Origin of the sequence: Bartonella sp. TS25HLJMH, assembly GCF_042193505.1 — a bacterium.
Lineage (GTDB): Bacteria > Pseudomonadota > Alphaproteobacteria > Rhizobiales > Rhizobiaceae > Bartonella > Bartonella grahamii.
On record NZ_JBHILV010000002.1, the window covers coordinates 62429 to 80319 of the forward strand.

Consider the following 17891-nt stretch of genomic DNA (forward strand, 5'->3'; position numbering starts at 1 on the left):
GTGTGCTAAGTTTTTCATGGTATGCAAATCTGCATAAATAATTAATCGGAGAAAATAGAAGAGTGTTATCTCGTTGTGCCTTTTTAATCGCAGCACTTTTGGCTTTAGCTGGATGTGCTACACATCAGTCAGATATGTCATCGGTTCCTTTTCAACAAGTTCGATACATTCCACCAGAAATACAGGCTTTGTACGGTCCTGTAACGAATGAGACCTATTCGTTACCTGCTGTTGATCTTGCGACAATTGATCCAAAGTTTTGGCGACAAGAAGTGATTTATTATACATCTTATCCACCTGGAACATTGGTTGTAGATACGCAAGAGTGTTTTCTTTACCTTATTGGTGAAAATGGAAAGGCTTTGCGTTATGGGATTGGGGTCGGTAAGGAAGGTTTAGCATTTGAAGGTGAAGGGGTTGTACAGCGCAAGCGTCGGTGGCCAAATTGGGCTCCTACTGCAGCTATGATGGCTCGAGAACCAGAACGTTATGGTCATCTTGGGAAAGGAATGCCACCAGGACCCGATAATCCGTTAGGTGCACGGGCACTTTATTTGTTCAAAAATGGGAAAGATACACTTTTCCGTATTCATGGCTCACACGAATCGTGGTCAATTGGGCGTGCTATTTCAAGTGGGTGTATTCGTTTGCTTAATCAAGATATTATTGATCTTTATGATCGTGTTCCTGTTGGTTCGCGTGTTGTGGTATTGCAAAACAATAGTAGTATTCCTACAGTTTATAGTCAACAATCAAATGGCTACGATCCGCTACAGTCGACCATTCAGCCAAATGAATTTTTTTAATTTGGGGGAGAAGATTGAAGAGAGCCGTTTGAGTATTTTGGTTTTCTGTTCAATATTCTCTTTCTCTCAAAAGAGAATATAAGCCTTTCTTTTTCAAAAGTGTATACAAGCTTGTATTCTTATTTTATTTTCTAGCTTCTCAGGTTGCCAACAGATTTTGCCTTTGAGAAAGTGTATAAGAGGCATTTTTTTTCAAGAGTTCTTATCCATATGCTTCACGCGACTGTGACACGCAAGTTAATGGTTTTGATTGTTTTTTATCGTTTGTGAAATTTCATTCATAAAGAGGGATTTGTCATCTTTTATAAGGAGAGCGATATGTTTTGCAATTGTCTCTAAGAGAGGGGATAACCACTCTTGATCAGATTTGGTAAAATTTCCCAGAACATGCTGATGAACAAGTTCTTTGCTTCCAGGATGACCAATTCCTATACGTATACGACAATAGCCAGTACCACAATGGGCATCAATAGACTTAATACCATTATGCCCATTATTTCCTCCACCAATTTTTATACGAACTTTTCCCGGTGACAGGTCTAACTCATCATAAATGATGATCAAATTCTTCAGATCTAATTTATAAAATCGCAAAGCTTCACCGATAGCTTGACCAGAGAGATTCATGAAAGTTTGTGGTTTTATAAGAAAAATTTTCTCATTATTTATGAAACCATTAGAGATTTCTGCTTGAAACTTCTTCGACCATGGAGAAAAAGAGAAGGACTGATAAATGGCATCAACAGCCATAAAACCGATATTATGGCGGTTATTTTGATATTGTAAACCAGGATTGCCAAGACCAGCAATAAGCCACATGTGTATCTTCAGTCAAAGTATGAGTAAGGGTAATGTCTCATAAATTAAGGCGGAAAAAATTCCCGCCTTTTGAGTTTTATGAAGTTTGCGTGTCTTCTTCATCATCTTCTTGTTCAGAAGTTTCATCGCTGACATCCATGCCAGCAGGAGCTGCAATGGTTGCAATGGTAAAATCTCGATCTTGGATGATGGGAGTCACATCTTTTGGCAGTTGCACTGCTGAAATGTGAATAGAATCACCAATAGAGTAGCTGGAGAGATCAATTTCAATAGCTTCAGGAATAGCACTTGCTGGAGCCGTACATTCAATTTCGTGCCGAACAATATTGAGGACACCACCCTTTTTAAGTCCAGGTGCTGTATCTTCATTGAGGAAGTGGACAGGAATATTCACTTCTACAACGGATTTTGCTGAAATGCGTAAGAAATCTACATGGAGGGGAAAGTCACGCACGGGATCTAATTGATAATCTTTTGGCAAAACCATAATTTTTTGCTTGTCAAGAATAATCGTTGCAATGGTGGTACGAAAGCCACCGGCATGAATTTTGTAGAAAATTTCTTTATAGGGAACTGTTATTGCCAAGGGAGGTTGTTTTTCACCATAAATGACAGCAGGAATAAGACCGTTGCGGCGAAGTTCACGGGAGGACCCCTTACCAACCCGCTCGCGTTTTTCGGCCTTAAGAGTGTAGCTTTTGCTCATAATTTAAGTCCTTTTTACATGATTGGAGATCCTTCAAAAACAGTAATAGTTTTTGCATGGATATGAAGATATGCGCTAACCAACAGCGATCGCTCCATTCTGCGTTGCCTCCAAGGGTGTCTACGCAGAAGCTTGTTCTATAATTCAAACTATTCATAGATGCAAGAGTTGTGGGAAAAATCGATGATTTCTACCGTTAAAAAGGAGGAAATGTTACAAATTATGGTGTGGATGGAGAATCAACCAATATGTGCTGGCACTGATATGTTCAAAATCAAACACTGGAGATGTTATGAAGGTTGAGATTGCCTTGGGTGAGATGTCAGAGAGTCGTGCTTTGCATAAATCGATGCCAGCACTTCTTGATCTGGAAGAATTATTGGCGACACGTCTTCTTGTACAAGGTAATTCTGGTTCAGGGAAATCACATCTTTTACGCCGTCTTTTAGAGCAAAGTGCTAAGTGGGTGCAGCATTGTGTAATTGATCCAGAAGGCGATTTTGTAACTTTGGCAGATAAATTTGGTCATGTTATTGTAGAGGCTCAACGTAGTGAATTAGAATTGACTCGTATTGCCCATCGCATTCGACAACATCGGGTTTCAGTGGTATTCAATCTTGAAGGTTTGGATACTGAACAACAGATGCGTGCTGTAGGGGCTTTCCTTGGGGCACTGTTTGATGTAGAACGTGATTATTGGTATCCTATGCTTGTCGTTGTCGATGAAGCACAATTGTTTGCTCCAACTGCGGCAGGAGAAGTTTCTGATGAAGCACGTAAGATTTCTCTTAGTGCTATGACCAATCTTATGTGTCGAGGGCGTAAACGTGGTCTTGCTGGTGTTATTGCAACACAACGTTTGGCTAAGTTGGCCAAAAATGTTGCTGCTGAAGCTTCAAACTTTTTAATAGGGCGGACTTTTTTAGATATTGATATGGTGCGTGCTGCTGATCTTTTGGGAATGGAGCGTCGCCAAGCGGAAATGTTTAGAGATCTTGAACGGGGGAATTTTATAGCTTTAGGCCCCGCTTTATCACGACGTCCCTTACCAATCATTATCGGTTCTGTTGAAACTTTGGCACGCTCTTCTAGCCCTAAATTAATGCCACTTCCAACAGAGCGGGATGATGTGCAAGAGCTCGTTTTTACTGCTTCACCAGAGGAAATTTTAACGCCATTTAAACAAACACGAGAGCCGATGAGGGAAAAATCAATGCACGAGATGTTAGAGGAGGTAGTGCATAAAAAACAAGAGTTGTTGGAAGAAAACCCGAGTTTATTTCCTGAACTTTCTGATGTTGAGCGTGACGGGCAAGCAGAACATATTATTCGGGAAATTCTTGAGGATTCAGAGGCTTTTTATCGTTCAACAGCGGTGCTTTATCAAGATTTTTCAGTTCGTTGTCGTATCCATGGTATGTCAAAGGTTCCTTTTAATCTTACACAATTTCGACGTAAATTGGCTATTGCTCAGGCTTTTGTTGATGAACAAACGGCTGTCAGTGAACATTGGAAACATATTTTGCAGATATCAGAAAGTTTAGAAGAAGATGTCCAAGGAGTCTTCTTGAATGTAGCACAGGCCGCATTAAGGGGAAAGCCATGTCCATCCGATGCATTTTTAGCACGTCTTTATGGGACTCATTCTTTAAGCCGTGCACGCCGACTTTTAACCTACTTTGAAGAGCGTGGTCTTATTGTTATTCATACGCATTTTAGTGGTCAACGTATTGTTGCATTTCCTGATCTTGCTGTTGAAACAGCACCAGGAGACCCCAAGGAACCACTTTAACCAAATAAGCTGGAAACCGATTGTTCTGCTGCTGTTCTTGCTATTGCTTCCCCAATAAGGTCGGCAATGGGCAAAACACGAATATTATGGGCTTTCTCAATAGCTTGTGTTGGCATAATTGAATCTGTAATAACCAATTCTTTCATCTCTGAATTGGTAATTCGTTCGATTGCATTACCAGAAAGAACACCGTGCGTGATATAAGCCGTGACACTATTGGCACCATGTTTAAGCAGAGCACTTGCTGCATTGCATAAAGTTCCACCTGAATCAACAATATCATCAAGTAAAAGGCAATCTTTTCCCGATACATCTCCAATGATATTCATAACCTCTGATTCACCGGGACGTTCACGACGTTTATCTACAATAGCAAGCAAACTGTTCAAACGCTTGGCGAGTGAGCGTGCGCGTACGACTCCACCCACATCAGGTGAAACAACGATAACATTTTCAAGAGAATAATGCACTTTGACATCGCGAGAAATAACAGGAACAGCATAGAGATTATCCGTAGGGATATCAAAAAAACCTTGAATTTGTCCTGCATGAAGGTCCAATGTTAAAACACGATGGGCCCCTGCTTCAGTAATCAGGTTGGCAACAAGTTTTGCGGAAATGGGAGTACGCGGACCAGGTTTTCTATCTTGGCGGGCATAGCCAAAATAAGGGATAACAGCTGTGATGCGACGTGCCGAAGAACGGCGAAGCGCATCAATCATGATGAGTAATTCCATCAAGTGATCATTGGCTGGGTAGGATGTAGATTGCAAAACAAACACGTCCTGTCCACGCACATTTTCATGCAATTCTACGAAAATCTCTTGATCAGCGAAACGTTTTACGGTGGCTTTGCCTAAGGGGATGTTCAAATAATTTGCAACATCTTCAGCTAGGCGTGGATTAGAATTTCCGCAGAAAAGTTTCATAGTAGAACCTCTGAATTATCATGGTGGGAATGCGACACGGTTTTTAATTTCTTTTTATTAAATTGCAAGAGAACAATTACAAAAGCCTTACAATTTTATTGATTATTGTTAAAGAGCTATGCCGTCTGTTTTCTCTTTTTCCAAAAGTTTGTTTCTTTTAGAGCAAAGTTTTTTCTCCATGCGGCAAAGAAATACGTATTGATTAAGCTTTTTGGTTATTACTTGATAAAAAAATGCTTTCAATATGGGGAATGCCTCATATTTAAGATGAATGAAGGGGAGTAAATAAAAAGAAGTATCATCTTTCCTTCAATCATTATAACCAAACATTGAAAATGATTCAGAGCAGAAGCTATCATATTTTATGGGCTGGTAAATGATTTTGTAAAAAAAGCAAAGTACAATGGAATTTATTTTTACATTTGAGTAAAAAGTTTAGTTTTGCAGTTTTGGTATTGTTTTAAAGCATAAAAGAGGATCATCTTTTATTTTTTAGCATAATAGCAGAAATTTGCCGTCCGTAATCAGGTTCGCTGCGGTGTATTGCACGGCGATAGGAGAAAAAACGCTTTTCATCTTTGTAGGTACAAAGCTCTACACAAGAAGCTTTAACGCCTGCTTCTATGAGTTGATTTATAATGAATGCCCACAGATTAAAGTAAAAGTGATTTATTTTATCTGTTTTTATAAAATATTTTTGGTATTTGCTATGGCAATCAATAAATTGGTCGTAAAATTCACTTGTTACTTCGTAGTGACAAGGACCAATACAAGGTCCAAGGACCGCTGTTATTGATTGTCTTTTGGCTCCTTGTTTTTCCATAACAGCAATTGTTTTCTCGATAATTCCATTTAAGCTTCCGCGCCAGCCAGCATGAGTTGCAGCGATGACCCCAGCTTGTGGATCAGCAAACAGAATGGGTCCGCAATCTGCTGTAAGAATGCCGATTACGAGTTCTTGTGTGGTGGTAACGAGAGCATCGGCTTTAGGAGGGGAGTCGATAAAAGCTTTATCAATGACAACGACTTCACAAGAGTGTATTTGATTGACAGTGACTAAATTTTGTATCTCAACATCAAAATAATGAGCGACCAAAGTGCGGTTTTGTGTAATATGTTCAGGGTGATCATTTGAGCTTTGGCCAACATTAAGGCTTTTGTAAAGGCTTTTTGAAACACCACCTTGACGAGTAAAAAAACCATGTTTTATCCCATGGGTGTGTAAAGTAGAAAGATTTTTTGCAAGAATGGGATGAGGGATAGATTTCATAAAAGTTCCTTATGGAGATTATTTGAAGTAAGGGTGGAGATGTTCATATTTGTCAATGAATATTTCAGATAATGATGTGCTTATTGACAAAAGCGCCGATCATCAAAATTGGGGAGGGATGGAGATGTTTTTATCACTGAAATGTAAAACTTTAAATAATTTTCCCATTTGATCTTGACCAGCGAGCCGTTCGATGTCTTGGCGAATTTTGTTTTGCACAGGAGCACTTTTGCCAACTCCAAGCTGTTTTGCGCGTTTCAGCAGCCCCATTTTTAAAAGAAAATCTCCTTGCTCGAAGATTTCAGCAAAACAACCTTGTTCAAGGGCTATTTTTTTTAAAAAGAAAAAACCAACATGCGATGTTAAATCATGTTCACCAGGAGCATCAAAAATATCACGGAATCTGTGTTTTGACAGCGCTTGCAGGGTATCGCCAAATGCAAGATCAGCAGCACCATAGTCGATAAGTAAAGCAGAACCTGTCACTTGCACTAAATGGTGGCTGATTTGTTGCATGAACTGATGCCGTAAGGGGGCATATTCAAAAATTGTTCCGTCAGGCATTTTGGAACAATGGGTTTGTAGATAAGAAGAGAGAAGTTTATGCGGGGCAGCAATAAAGATGAGATCTCCATCTTGATTGACTGTAATGCAGCGCTCTTTCCATTCTCCATTGACTTTAATATATTGGTTGATAGGGAGTGTATCGAGAAATTCATTAGCTATGAGGAAGAGAGGTTTTGAAGGAATTTGATTAAAATTTTCAATGCTATGGATTTGTTTTTGATAAGAGCAAAGGCGCTTTTTTTGTTCTTTTGCGAGTTTTTTACTTATTTCAAGGAGAAAAACTTCAGCAGATTCAAATGCTGTCGTGGATAATTTTTGAATGGTACGCAAAACATCATCCATGAGAGTTCCACGTCCTGGACCTATTTCAGCGAGGATAAAAGGGTGAGGACAGCCATGAGCGTTCCAGCTTGCGAGAGTCCAAATGCCAATCATCTCTCCAAATAATTGGCTTATTTCAGGTGCTGTAATGAAATCACCGGTACGCCCAAAAGGTGTTTGTGTTTGATAATAACCAAATTGAGGATCGGTAAGTGCCAACGTCATATATTGGCTAACAGTGATTGGTCCATTAAGGGCAATAATTTCTTTAATTTTTTCTTTTAGATTGGCCATTTTCTGTCGATTTATATTTAAAGGCGTGGAGAAGAAGATAAAACCCTAAAAGAAGCATGGGAACAGATAAAGCCATGCCATAGGTAAAACCTGTAGAATGGAAAAGAGTCGAAAACCATTCTGGATCTTCTTGAGGCGCACGGTAGACTTCAGAAATGCTGCGTGCTACTGCGTAGCCTATAATAAATGTTCCTGCAACAGCTCCAGGGCGCTTTAATGCTTTGAAGGCAAAAATGATAAGGCATAAGATGATGAAGAGAAGAAATCCTTCCATGAAAGCTTCGTAAAGTTGGCTTGGATGGCGCGGTAGATAGTGAGGATCGAGAGGAAAACAAACAGCCCAAGGACGTGTAGTAATATTGCCCCATAACTCTTGGTTAATGAAGTTGCAAATTCGTACAATGCCGATACCAATAGGAGCACCTGCAGCAATGATATCAAACATGGCTCGTATGTTAATATGATTTTTACTGGCAAACCAGATCATAGCAATGATAATACCAATAAGTCCGCCATGAAAGGACATTCCCCCATCCCATACGGCAATGATAGCACTTGGATGGTTAAAATAGTAAATGGGATCCCATACAAGAACTTGTCCTAAACGCCCTCCGACAACAACACTTATAGCAGACCAGACAACAAAATCTCCGATCTTTTCTTTATCCATAGGAGGGTGGTCTCTATACCATAGAGATGTTTTTTTTAATAATTTTTGCGCATACCACCAAGCAAAAAGAATACCCACCACGTAACCAAGTCCATACCAATGAAGTGCTATGGGACCTAACTGGATAATGACAGGATCAAGAAAAGACGGAAAAACAATGGCTGGACAAGACAGATTGTTCATGAATTAAGCATCTTACATTATACGAGATGAATATGAAGTGACTCTGATGGTTAGAAATGACAGATGAATGCACAATGGTCAAGTCAGTAGGGAGGCTCGTCAGAAAGGGGGATAGATTTCCACTGGTTTATCGCGGTAAAAAAAATATGGTGATAAAAGAAATCTTAAAAAATCGTCATGAAAAATCTGCACAGCATGTAAAATATAGGGTAAAAGGAACAAATTACAGTATCTAAATGTTATGAGAATACGCTATAATGCGTGCATCAATAATTAAAATTTAAGGAAAAATGTTATGCGTAATGGATCAAATCGTATTCTTGATGAATTAGCAAAATTAGCAACAGATGCTGCTGACGTCGCGCAAGGTATACGACGTGAAGCTGGAACAGCTTTTCGTGTGCAGGCTGAAAAGATAGCAAACAAACTTGATCTTGTTTCTCGCGAAGAGTTTGAGACTTTTAAGGAGATGGTGCTGAAAATCCATGCTGATAATGCTGATTTGAAAAGGCGCCTTGATGATTTAAAAAAAGATGATTTAAAAAACGCAGATACAAAAAAGTAAGATAGTTTCTTAAAAAAAGAATCTTCAAAAAAATATCCCCAATTTTTCAATATGATGCGTGAAACTAAAAAATGCTTAATCTTGAGTCTGTTAGAGCGGAGCATTTGTTTATTTTTGATTTTTTTTTGGGGTAAAATACATTTTTTTGAATCAGGGGGGCTGGCGCTATGAAATTGTATCAATACACTGAAAAGACTTGATGATTCGTTTTATGACTATCAGGTTGCCCTAAACAGCGCGATTGTGTTCTGGGTGTTTGTGTACTGTCGATGTTTTATGTGTATTTGTTTGGTGTAAAGGTCCTGATTGTAGCAAAATATTGTTACAGTTTAGGCGGTTTATATTCTGTTGACAATGTTTTTAAGATGATTGAGGATTGTGATGAGGCTTGCATTTTGCGCCACAGAGAGAAAAGAGCACCCTGTTGACTTTATCGAACAGATTGCCTGTGAATATGATTGGTCGTTTGAGCGGGATGCGCAAGATGAAATTAGCGTTTGTGTGGAAGGAAAGCGCGCAAATTATCGTCTTGCTTTTTCATGGATGGAAGAGCATGAAGCACTTCATTTGGCTTGTTCGTTTGATCTCTCTATTAAAAATGCTCGAACAGCTGAAATACAGCGCTTATTGCTAGCAATTAATGAAAAGTTGTTGTTGGGACATTTTGATTACTGGCAAAGGAATAATTCAGTTATTTATCGGCAAGGTCTTCTTTTGGCTGGTGGGATGCATCCATCTCATATACAGGTTGAAACATTGTTGATACATGCACTTAAAGCCTGTGAAAGCCATTATGTTGCATTTCAGATGGTTGCTTTGTCGGGAGAAAGTGCTTACAAGGCACTGCAGTACACTTTGTTTGAAACTGTAGGGAATGCCTAAATACACAGTCTGTTATTTTTACAGACTGTTTGCTGAAATATTGCTCATAGGGGGATATCAAGAATAGCGCGTAATCCCCCCAGTGGGCTCTCATCTAATTGTATATTGCCACCATGGCTGCGCGCTATGTCTTGAGCAATAGAAAGACCAAGTCCTGTTCCACTTGCATCTTGATTTCGCGCCTTATCAAGTCGAAAGAATGGCTTAAAAACTTCTGTGCGCATATTTTCATGAATTCCAGGTCCATTATCATCGATTATCAATATAAAAGATTCTTGTTGAGAGTTAGCTGTTAGTTTAACGGTTGTGCCGTAACAAAATGCATTCGATACAAGATTGCTGACCAAGCGTGTGAAAGCACGGGGACGTACTTGTATTTCTGTAGGACCTTCAATAGTGTAAGAGAATTGACGTTTGTGAAGATGAGCATCGGCGGAGAATTTTTGCATAAGAGCATTTAAATCAAAAGTCTTGACACTTTCACTTTTTTCACCACGAGCAAAAGCAAGATAATCTTCTAACATATTTTGCATGTCACTTACATCTTGCTCAAGCGGTTTAATATCAAAGTCAGTATTTACTAATGCTAGCTGAAGTTTAAAGCGTGTAAGAATGGTTCTTAAATCATGACTTACTCCTGAGAGCATCATGGTGCGTTGTTCGATTTGGCGTTCAATACGTTCTCGCATACGTAAAAAAGCAATGCCAGCACGACGGACTTCATCAGCTCCTTGTGGTTGAAATCCTTGTGGTAAAGGACGACCACGTCCAAAGCTTTCTGCTGCTTCAGCCAATTGTTGAATAGGTTTAATTTGATTGCGCAAAAAGTATATTGCTATCAGCAATAAAACAAGAGCTGTTCCTACCATCCAGCTTAAAAAAATAGCAGTATTGGAAGCGTAGGCTTGGCTGCGTGGAGCAAAGACGCGTAAGATGTTGTGACCAAGGTGGATACGGATTTCAACAAGATCAGAATCTCCTACGGTATCGATCCAGAAGGGACGGTTAATTTGGCGGGTGATTTCTTCACTTAAAAAATAGTCAAGAATTGCAAAAAATGGCTTAGGTCCTGGAGGGGGTAAGGAGGTAGGAGATAGAATAGAAATGTTTAATCCCATACGTTGTTGTGCAATACGCTTAATATCTTCATAGTTATCTTGTTGGGGATATGTTTCAAGAATATCAATAATGGCTGAAATGTCATGCACCACAGCCATTGAAAGACGCTCGGTTACCATTTGCCAATGGCGTTCCATAAAGACATAAGCAATGACTGTTTGCAGAAGTACCATGGGAGCGATAATAATGATCAAAGAGCGAGCATAAAGCCGTTTAGGCATTTTTTTCGTTAACCATCGAAGAAAAAATCTTAAAGGCTTGATCATTCTTGTGCCTATTCAATAGAGAGTTTATACCCTATTCCTCGCACGGTTTGGAGCCATATAGGCAGTGTTGGGTTTTTTTCGATTTTACGACGAAGGCGGTTGATCTGTACATCAATGGCACGTTCACTTATATTGCTGTCATCGGTCGCGAATTTATGGCGCGGAATTGTATCGCCTGCATTTTCGGCAAAAATGACCATCATTTCTTGTTCTTTATCTGTTAATTTAATAATTTCTCCTCCTTTTTTGAGTTCGCGCCGTGAAATTGAAAATATATAAGGTCCAAAAACGATCTGCTCAATTTTGGGTTGGTGAGAAGGAAAACCACGCCGTAAAATGGCATTGATACGAAGGAGAAGCTCACGAGGGTCAAAAGGCTTAGCAAGATAATCATCTGCACCCGCTTCTAAGCCATGGATACGATTGTCTATTTCTGATAAAGCTGTTAGCATGAAGATAGGAACATCCTTTGTTTGACGGAGTGAATGAGTAAGATCAATACCGTTTTCACCAGGCATCATGACATCAACAATAAGAAGATCAAAATCTAAACTTGCCAACAGTCGTCTTGCTTCATTAGCATTGGCTGAAACTGAAACACGAAATCCATTTTTAATGAGAAACTGAAATAAAAGATTGCGAATACGAGTGTCGTCATCAATCACAAGAAGGTGAGGTGCGTCATCACACAAAACTTGAACATGATCGGACATTCTTAAAAACCTTGACAAAAATTTAGTTTACACAAAATGCAAGTTTACATAAGTTGTATAAAGCTGTCGAGCAGCACCTTTAGCTTAAAGGAGAGAAAGTTTTATTTATAGATTTAAAAAAGTTATTTTGAAAAGGATATTATGGGTAGTCTTAATATACATATTATTCCAGTTACGACATTCCAACAAAATTGCACTTTGCTTTTTGATAGTGAATGTAAAACGGGGGTTCTTGTTGATCCTGGTGGTGATTGGCCGCGGATTCAAGATGTAATCGAAAAGAATGGCGTTATCGTTGAGGCTATTTGGATAACACATGGTCATTTTGATCATGTGGGAGCAGCAATGCAAGCGAAAGAAGTGCTTAATGTAAAAATTATCGGTTCACATCGCGATGATAAGCCTGTGATGGATGCCGTGAGCGAAAGCGCAAAAAATTACGGCATCACTGATGCTTGCACCTGTATTCCTGACCAATGGTTAGAAGATGGTGAGTGCGTTCATTTTGCTGGACATGTGTTTAAGGTTTTTCACACCCCAGGACATTCTCCTGGTCATGTTATTTATTTCAATGAAAAAGAACGCTTAGTCCTCTTGGGTGATGTTCTCTTTCGTGGTTCTATTGGACGTACGGATTTTCCATTCTGTTCTCATGAAGAGTTGATGAAATCTCTTAAGGAGAAAGTTTTGCCATTAGGCGATGATGTTTGTTTTATCTGTGGGCATGGTCCCAAAAGTAGCATAGGCTATGAGCGCCAAAATAATCCTTTTCTTCAAGATTTTTATATATGAGCAAACAAAAAAACGCTTTGAAGCGTTTTTTTTTGCCATTTAAGACTTTTTTAGTAGGACCGAACAGAAGTTAATTTATTGGAGCATAACAAACGTGTTCCAAACCATTACGGTCTCGAAAAGTCCCTGTTTTAGGGTTGAAGGAACGATATTTTTTCTTGCAATAGTTAAGCCAATCAGATTCTAATGATTGTTGGAGTGGCTCATATTCCACCGTTTGCTGCACTTGATAAACTCTTTGATTTTGCGGAACTTTTTGATAAATTACCTGCTTTGGTGGTACTATTTGATAAACCACTTGTGGCTGTTCTGGTTTTTTTAAAATTGTACCAAGAATCGTACCTGTTGCAAGACCAAGAATACCCACCGCTAAAGCATCTCCTGAGTTGTCTATATGAATATTACTGTGTTTTGTCTTTTTGCGCTCGACGTAATGATATGTTTTGTTTTCAACATGATATTGATGATATTGATGATATTGATGATGTTGATGATGATGTTGATGATGATGTTGATGATGATGTTGGTGATGATGTTGGTGATGATGTTGGTGATGATGTTGATGTTTCTTGCTTTTGTCGTTGTCATTAGAACAGCCGTCGAAATCATCAATAAACTTTTGGGAATCATCAGGAAAAAAGCCACGTTTTTTAACAGAACAATGGGAGCGAGAAAAACCAGAAGGACGGATACCAGCTTTCTTCCTCATTTCCCTTATCGCATCATCTGTTTCTTTACGCATCTTCCTCATCATATCATCTATTTCTCTCGAGATAGAGTTACTATGATCCCATGTTATATCCGCAAGCGTTGCATTTAGCGGCATCAAAACGGTTGCAGTTGACATTGCTGATAATACCGCTAATCTGATCACCTTTTTCATAATGATGCTCCTTGTATAAATTCGTATTTTTCACATCCTACACGTTTCAAACTGAATAGAGCCTGAATAATTTTGGACTTTATTGTGACAAAACAAATGAAAATTCATTTAGTTAAACCTATAAAAAATACAGTAAAATAATGACAGAATTTTGATTTCAATAAATGTACTCTTCTTGAGGTTAATTAATAAGTTTGTATTGAGAGTCCCGATTTTTTTACTATGGAGCAGTATCCTGTTTGAATATTCTCTTGTGAGGCTAAATAATATTTTCGTTCGATATCAGAGTATAACTGTATAAAGATAATATATTTTAGGAATATATATATATAAGACATTCTTTTTAAATTTGTCTGCTTTTTTAGAGTTTAGAAGTTTTTTACATTTTTAGGGATTTTTTATAACGCGGTTTAACAAGAAAAATTGCTTAAAAAGTCAATAAAGTTTAGGAATTTTTTGTAAAACGCTCTCTCTCATGGTGTTTTAGATAAATTCGAGCACCCTTGATGTTTGAGGTTGTCTGTTTTGCGGATAATGCTGTTTGCTTTTGAGCTTTAGTCGTTTTTTTAGAAGAGCTGAAGATTACTTTAGGCGGTTTGAAATTTCTTTCTCCTTTGTTGATTGCGTTTTTTTTCGTTTTATGGTTGCTTGATTAGGGGTGTTTTTACGAGATTTTCCTTTTCGATTTTCCAAAATACCAGTGTCCATGGTTGGTCCCATGTGTGCAAGGTTTGGTTTGGAGAAAAGACTTGGTTTTAACACGGGCTCATGGGTAGATTGTTCGCTATGATGTGTTAAGGGGTTCTCAGCGATTTCTAGTTCTATCTTTTGTAATTGTTTGATTTCATCGCGAAGTCGCGCTGCTTCTTCAAAGTTGAGATCAGCAGCTGCTTCATGCATTAATTTTTCAAGGTATTTTATATGAGATGCTAAATTGTTGCCAACCATATTTTTTTTCTCGATGACATCAGGGATACTTGTGCGAATATGGTTGTTTTCATAGCCTGAATTGAGAATATCTCCGATATTTTTTTTGATACTTTTCGGTGTGATATGGTGTTCTTCATTATAGGCTATTTGTTTTTGTCGACGTCTTTGTGTCTCCTGTAAGGCTCGTTCTATGGAGCCTGTGATTGTATCTGCATAGAGGATAACGTGGCCATCTACGTTACGTGCAGCACGTCCGATTGTTTGTATGAGGGAAGTTTCAGAGCGCAAAAAGCCCTCCTTATCGGCATCTAGAATGGCAACAAAGCCACATTCTGGAATATCTAAGCCTTCTCGAAGCAAGTTGATACCGATAAGGACATCAAAGGTGCCAAGCCGCAGATCGCGTAGAATTTCAATGCGTTCTAATGTATCAATGTCAGAATGCATATAGCGTACACGAATATCTTGTTCGTGGAGATATTCAGTTAAGTCCTCTGCCATACGCTTTGTGAGAACTGTCACCAATGTACGGTAGCCTTTTTGAATTGTTTTACGAATTTCATTCATAACATCATCGACTTGATTGCTGGCTGGACGAACCTCTGTTGGCGGATCAATGAGCCCTGTTGGACGAATAATTTGTTCTGCAAAAGTGCCGTGAGATTGTTCTATTTCCCAGCGTCCTGGTGTTGCAGAGACGGCAATAGTTTGTGGGCGCATGGCATCCCATTCTTCAAAGCGTAAAGGGCGATTGTCCATACAGGAAGGTAGGCGAAACCCATATTCTGCTAGGGTTGCTTTTCTTCGAAAGTCACCTCGGTACATGCCTCCAATTTGGGGAATGGTTACATGGCTTTCATCGATAAAAACAAGAGCATTGTTTGGAATGTATTCGAACAAGGTTGGTGGTGGTTCTCCGGGTTTTCGTCCTGTTAAATAGCGTGAATAATTTTCGATTCCAGAGCATGAGCCGGTGGTTTCCAACATTTCCAAATCAAAAATTGTACGTTGTTCTAAACGTTGTGCTTCTAAAAGACGTCCAGCTGCGTTCAACTCATCAAGGCGTTGAATGAGTTCTACTTTGATCGATTTCATCGCTTGATTGAGTGTTGGGCGTGGTGTTACGTAGTGTGAGTTGGCATAAATTTTAATCGATTGAAGGTCGCCTGTTTTTTGACCCGTTAGAGGATCAAATTCCGTAATTGTTTCCACTTCATCGCCAAAGAGCGAAATACGCCAAGCACGATCTTCGAGGTGGGCAGGGAAAATTTCAATTGTATCCCCTCGAACACGAAAAGAACCACGAATGAAATTAATATCTTGTCGATGATAGTGTTGAGAGACTAAATCAGCCAAGAGTTTTCGTTGATTGAGTTTATCACCTTTTTCTATTTTGAAGGTCATAGCAGTATAAGTTTCTACTGAACCAATCCCGTAAATACACGATACAGACGCGACAATAATGACGTCATCACGTTCAAGGACAGCACGTGTTGCTGCATGGCGCATACGGTCGATTTGTTCATTAATTGAGGATTCTTTTTCAATATAGGTATCAGAGCGTGCAACGTAGGCTTCTGGCTGATAATAGTCATAATAGGAAACAAAATATTCGACGGCATTGTGGGGAAAAAAACTTTTAAACTCTCCGTAAAGCTGCGCCGCTAGAGTTTTATTTGGTGCTAAGATTAAAGCTGGACGCTGTGTTTCTTCAATGATTTTGGCCATTGTATAGGTTTTTCCTGAGCCGGTAACACCCAAAAGCACTTGCGTACGCTCATCTTTTTGAATTCCCTCAACCAGAGTTTTAATTGCTTGAGGTTGATCCCCCGCAGGTTCAAAGGGTGTTTCGAGTTGAAATGGAATACCACCTTCAGATTTTTCAGGACGAACAGGGCGGTGAGGTGTCCATAACGCGCCATTCTTAAAAAGAGGATTGCCTGAGGCAATCAGAGCAGAAAGAGCCTCAACTGTTGCTGTAACACCATTTTTCATTGTTGTATCCTTTAATAGAAAAGTGCTGGTGATTTTAAAGAAAATACTAATTTTTACAATTTCATTACGACAACAGCAAAACGTTATTGAACAGATTTATTTTGGTTTATTGGAGCTTTCATTAGGATATTGATCAAGTTTTTTCTATGAGACGAATTCTTCGAAGTGTTTCTTTGGAGGGGGCATATTGTGGTTGTTCGTGGACACTATTGCATTTTTGCCATGATGATATTTAAGATGGCATAAGTTATTATGGCTGTTATGGAGAATAATCGGTACGTTTGGGCACTAAAGACATCGTGTATGTGTGATAAAGATCATTTCCATCTTTAAATGAAAGATAACGGGATGACACCCAACCTATTTGAGTGTTATATCGGATATGGCACCAATTGCCTTCACAGTTTTTAACAAAAACCAATTCTCCAGCAGAGATTAAGCCGCAAAGCGCATACTGAGTGCTGGGACCTGTTCTAAAATTAAGATTTCTCGTAACAAAAGCATCCGCAGCTTCAGATACTGTTGTGGCGAAAAAGAAAGAGCCAAACATAAAAAAAATGACGATATTTTTCATTTTTCTGTAAAGAATTTCTTTAGAGATTTTCTATCCTTCTCTTTGCATATCCCATATGATTTCTTTTGCTAGATTATGATAAAACAGAAAAAAATACAATTCTTTCTTCTTTAGGAGATTTTAAAGAGAAGAGTGAAGTTTAACGGGTTAAACACCAAAATGAGATGTTTTAATCACTATTTGTGCATGTTTTGTTTCCTTTATTTATTTTTGTATGGAAAATAGCGATACTGTACTATATAATGAAAAAGATCGTAGTTTTCGGATTCCAAAAGTAATTTTGGAAGCCGTTTTTTGTATTTTTATTAAACCTTCCGTGTAATAGAAAGGGACGGATTATGGAAAAAGTTCCGATGACTACAGCTGGTTTTGAGAGTCTTAAAGAAGAGTTGCGTTGGCGTCAACAACAGGAGCGTCCGCGAATTATTGAAGCAATTTCTGAGGCGCGTGCACATGGTGATTTATCAGAAAATGCTGAGTATCATGCAGCTAAAGAAGCGCAAAGCCATAATGAGGGGCGTATAAATGAGCTTGAAGATTATATCGCACGAGCAGAGGTTATAGATGTCTCGCGTCTTTCAGGCGACAAAATAAAATTTGGAGCAACCATTAAACTCTTGGATGAGGATACTGAAGAAAAAAAAGTGTATCAGATCGTAGGAGATCAAGAAGCTGATGTAAAGGTTGGTAAAATCTCTATTTCTTCGCCTATCGCACGTGCACTCATTGGCAAGCAAGAAGGTGATGTGATTGAGGTAAATGCACCCGGTGGTGCGCATAATTACGAGATCATTAAGGTTCAGTACATCTAAATA

Annotated in this window: 17 protein-coding genes; 6 read left to right on the forward strand and 11 right to left on the reverse strand. The window is 38.9% G+C overall.

Annotation, left to right across the window (positions count from 1 at the left end; genetic code table 11):
- Positions 1–62: 62 nt before the first annotated feature.
- Entirely contained in the window at positions 63–806 is a 744-nt protein-coding gene (locus ACFINF_RS01445) for a L,D-transpeptidase (RefSeq protein ID WP_375619357.1), read from the forward strand.
- Positions 807–1043: 237 nt separating this feature from the next.
- Here ACFINF_RS01445 and pth read toward each other — a convergent pair whose 3' ends face one another.
- Both pth and ACFINF_RS01455 read right to left on the reverse strand, forming a co-directional pair.
- On the reverse strand, positions 1044–1625 hold the full coding sequence (gene pth / locus ACFINF_RS01450) for an aminoacyl-tRNA hydrolase (protein ID WP_375619358.1): 582 nt from the start codon (positions 1623–1625) through the stop codon (positions 1044–1046).
- A 76-nt stretch (positions 1626–1701) separates the two neighbouring features.
- Positions 1702–2331, reverse strand: coding sequence for a 50S ribosomal protein L25/general stress protein Ctc (locus ACFINF_RS01455; RefSeq protein ID WP_375619359.1), 630 nt, complete (start codon positions 2329–2331; stop codon positions 1702–1704).
- 292 nt (positions 2332–2623) lie between these two features.
- Between ACFINF_RS01455 and ACFINF_RS01460 the strand changes: the two genes are divergently transcribed.
- Entirely contained in the window at positions 2624–4123 is a 1500-nt protein-coding gene (locus tag ACFINF_RS01460) for a helicase HerA domain-containing protein (RefSeq protein WP_375619360.1), read from the forward strand.
- Here the strand turns inward: ACFINF_RS01460 and ACFINF_RS01465 are convergent.
- The 4 genes from ACFINF_RS01465 to lgt form a co-directional block, all read right to left on the reverse strand.
- On the reverse strand, positions 4120–5052 hold the full coding sequence (locus ACFINF_RS01465) for a ribose-phosphate pyrophosphokinase (protein ID WP_012754888.1): 933 nt from the start codon (positions 5050–5052) through the stop codon (positions 4120–4122). The genes ACFINF_RS01460 and ACFINF_RS01465 overlap by 4 nt on opposite strands.
- A 478-nt stretch (positions 5053–5530) precedes the next feature.
- Positions 5531–6322: a peptidoglycan editing factor PgeF gene (gene pgeF, locus ACFINF_RS01470; RefSeq protein WP_375619361.1), complete on the reverse strand. Its 792-nt coding sequence runs from the start codon at positions 6320–6322 to the stop codon at positions 5531–5533.
- 102 nt (positions 6323–6424) lie between these two features.
- Positions 6425–7504: a class I SAM-dependent methyltransferase gene (locus ACFINF_RS01475; RefSeq protein WP_375619362.1), complete on the reverse strand. Its 1080-nt coding sequence runs from the start codon at positions 7502–7504 to the stop codon at positions 6425–6427.
- Positions 7479–8357 carry a prolipoprotein diacylglyceryl transferase gene (gene lgt / locus ACFINF_RS01480; RefSeq protein ID WP_375619363.1) on the reverse strand — a complete coding sequence of 293 codons (879 nt, stop codon included), beginning with the start codon at positions 8355–8357 and terminating at the stop codon, positions 7479–7481. Before lgt ends, ACFINF_RS01475 begins: the two co-directional genes overlap by 26 nt.
- Before the next feature lie 295 nt (positions 8358–8652).
- On the opposite strand from lgt, the gene ACFINF_RS01485 reads away from it, so the two are divergent.
- A complete protein-coding gene (locus ACFINF_RS01485; protein ID WP_012754892.1) occupies positions 8653–8922 on the forward strand; it encodes an accessory factor UbiK family protein in 270 nt (89 codons plus the stop codon).
- A gap of 381 nt (positions 8923–9303) precedes the next feature.
- Positions 9304–9804 (forward strand): YbjN domain-containing protein, encoded by a 501-nt coding sequence (locus tag ACFINF_RS01490; RefSeq protein ID WP_273724125.1) that lies wholly within the window; start codon positions 9304–9306, stop codon positions 9802–9804.
- Between the two features lie 44 nt (positions 9805–9848).
- On the opposite strand, the gene ACFINF_RS01495 is transcribed toward ACFINF_RS01490, so the two are convergent.
- Positions 9849–11189 (reverse strand): ATP-binding protein, encoded by a 1341-nt coding sequence (locus ACFINF_RS01495; RefSeq protein WP_375619364.1) that lies wholly within the window; start codon positions 11187–11189, stop codon positions 9849–9851.
- Between the two features lie 8 nt (positions 11190–11197).
- On the reverse strand, positions 11198–11902 hold the full coding sequence (locus ACFINF_RS01500; RefSeq protein WP_375619366.1) for a response regulator: 705 nt from the start codon (positions 11900–11902) through the stop codon (positions 11198–11200).
- A 141-nt stretch (positions 11903–12043) separates the two neighbouring features.
- Between ACFINF_RS01500 and ACFINF_RS01505 the strand changes: the two genes are divergently transcribed.
- Positions 12044–12694 carry an MBL fold metallo-hydrolase gene (locus tag ACFINF_RS01505; protein ID WP_375619367.1) on the forward strand — a complete coding sequence of 217 codons (651 nt, stop codon included), beginning with the start codon at positions 12044–12046 and terminating at the stop codon, positions 12692–12694.
- 70 nt (positions 12695–12764) lie between these two features.
- On the opposite strand, the gene ACFINF_RS01510 is transcribed toward ACFINF_RS01505, so the two are convergent.
- From ACFINF_RS01510 to ACFINF_RS01520, 3 genes are all read right to left on the reverse strand, one after another.
- Positions 12765–13577, reverse strand: coding sequence for a BA14K family protein (locus ACFINF_RS01510; RefSeq protein ID WP_375619368.1), 813 nt, complete (start codon positions 13575–13577; stop codon positions 12765–12767).
- 582 nt (positions 13578–14159) lie between these two features.
- Positions 14160–16502, reverse strand: coding sequence for an excinuclease ABC subunit UvrB (uvrB, locus tag ACFINF_RS01515; protein WP_375619369.1), 2343 nt, complete (start codon positions 16500–16502; stop codon positions 14160–14162).
- 259 nt (positions 16503–16761) lie between these two features.
- The gene (locus ACFINF_RS01520) at positions 16762–17076 is read right to left on the reverse strand and encodes an SH3 domain-containing protein (RefSeq protein WP_375619370.1); all 315 of its coding nucleotides are present in this window, start codon (positions 17074–17076) and stop codon (positions 16762–16764) included.
- 338 nt (positions 17077–17414) lie between these two features.
- Here ACFINF_RS01520 and greA point away from each other — a divergent pair, with 338 nt between their 5' ends.
- Positions 17415–17888: a transcription elongation factor GreA gene (greA, locus tag ACFINF_RS01525; RefSeq protein ID WP_007347010.1), complete on the forward strand. Its 474-nt coding sequence runs from the start codon at positions 17415–17417 to the stop codon at positions 17886–17888.
- The last annotated feature ends 3 nt before the right edge of the window (positions 17889–17891 follow it).

Bases quoted from the DNA above. Each gene is read 5' to 3' on its own strand.
- ACFINF_RS01465 (WP_012754888.1), bottom strand. From the start codon at position 5,052: ATGAAACTTTTCTGCGGAAATTCTAATCCACGCCTAGCTGAAGATGTT.
- ACFINF_RS01495 (WP_375619364.1), bottom strand. From the start codon at position 11,189: ATGATCAAGCCTTTAAGATTTTTTCTTCGATGGTTAACGAAAAAAATG.
- ACFINF_RS01510 (WP_375619368.1), bottom strand. From the start codon at position 13,577: ATGAAAAAGGTGATCAGATTAGCGGTATTATCAGCAATGTCAACTGCA.
- lgt (WP_375619363.1), bottom strand. From the start codon at position 8,357: ATGAACAATCTGTCTTGTCCAGCCATTGTTTTTCCGTCTTTTCTTGAT.
- ACFINF_RS01485 (WP_012754892.1), top strand. From the start codon at position 8,653: ATGCGTAATGGATCAAATCGTATTCTTGATGAATTAGCAAAATTAGCA.
- ACFINF_RS01505 (WP_375619367.1), top strand. From the start codon at position 12,044: ATGGGTAGTCTTAATATACATATTATTCCAGTTACGACATTCCAACAA.
- ACFINF_RS01500 (WP_375619366.1), bottom strand. From the start codon at position 11,902: ATGTCCGATCATGTTCAAGTTTTGTGTGATGACGCACCTCACCTTCTT.
- ACFINF_RS01460 (WP_375619360.1), top strand. From the start codon at position 2,624: ATGAAGGTTGAGATTGCCTTGGGTGAGATGTCAGAGAGTCGTGCTTTG.
- uvrB (WP_375619369.1), bottom strand. From the start codon at position 16,502: ATGAAAAATGGTGTTACAGCAACAGTTGAGGCTCTTTCTGCTCTGATT.
- ACFINF_RS01520 (WP_375619370.1), bottom strand. From the start codon at position 17,076: ATGAAAAATATCGTCATTTTTTTTATGTTTGGCTCTTTCTTTTTCGCC.
- pgeF (WP_375619361.1), bottom strand. From the start codon at position 6,322: ATGAAATCTATCCCTCATCCCATTCTTGCAAAAAATCTTTCTACTTTA.
- ACFINF_RS01475 (WP_375619362.1), bottom strand. From the start codon at position 7,504: ATGGCCAATCTAAAAGAAAAAATTAAAGAAATTATTGCCCTTAATGGA.
- pth (WP_375619358.1), bottom strand. From the start codon at position 1,625: ATGTGGCTTATTGCTGGTCTTGGCAATCCTGGTTTACAATATCAAAAT.
- ACFINF_RS01455 (WP_375619359.1), bottom strand. From the start codon at position 2,331: ATGAGCAAAAGCTACACTCTTAAGGCCGAAAAACGCGAGCGGGTTGGT.
- greA (WP_007347010.1), top strand. From the start codon at position 17,415: ATGGAAAAAGTTCCGATGACTACAGCTGGTTTTGAGAGTCTTAAAGAA.
- ACFINF_RS01490 (WP_273724125.1), top strand. From the start codon at position 9,304: ATGAGGCTTGCATTTTGCGCCACAGAGAGAAAAGAGCACCCTGTTGAC.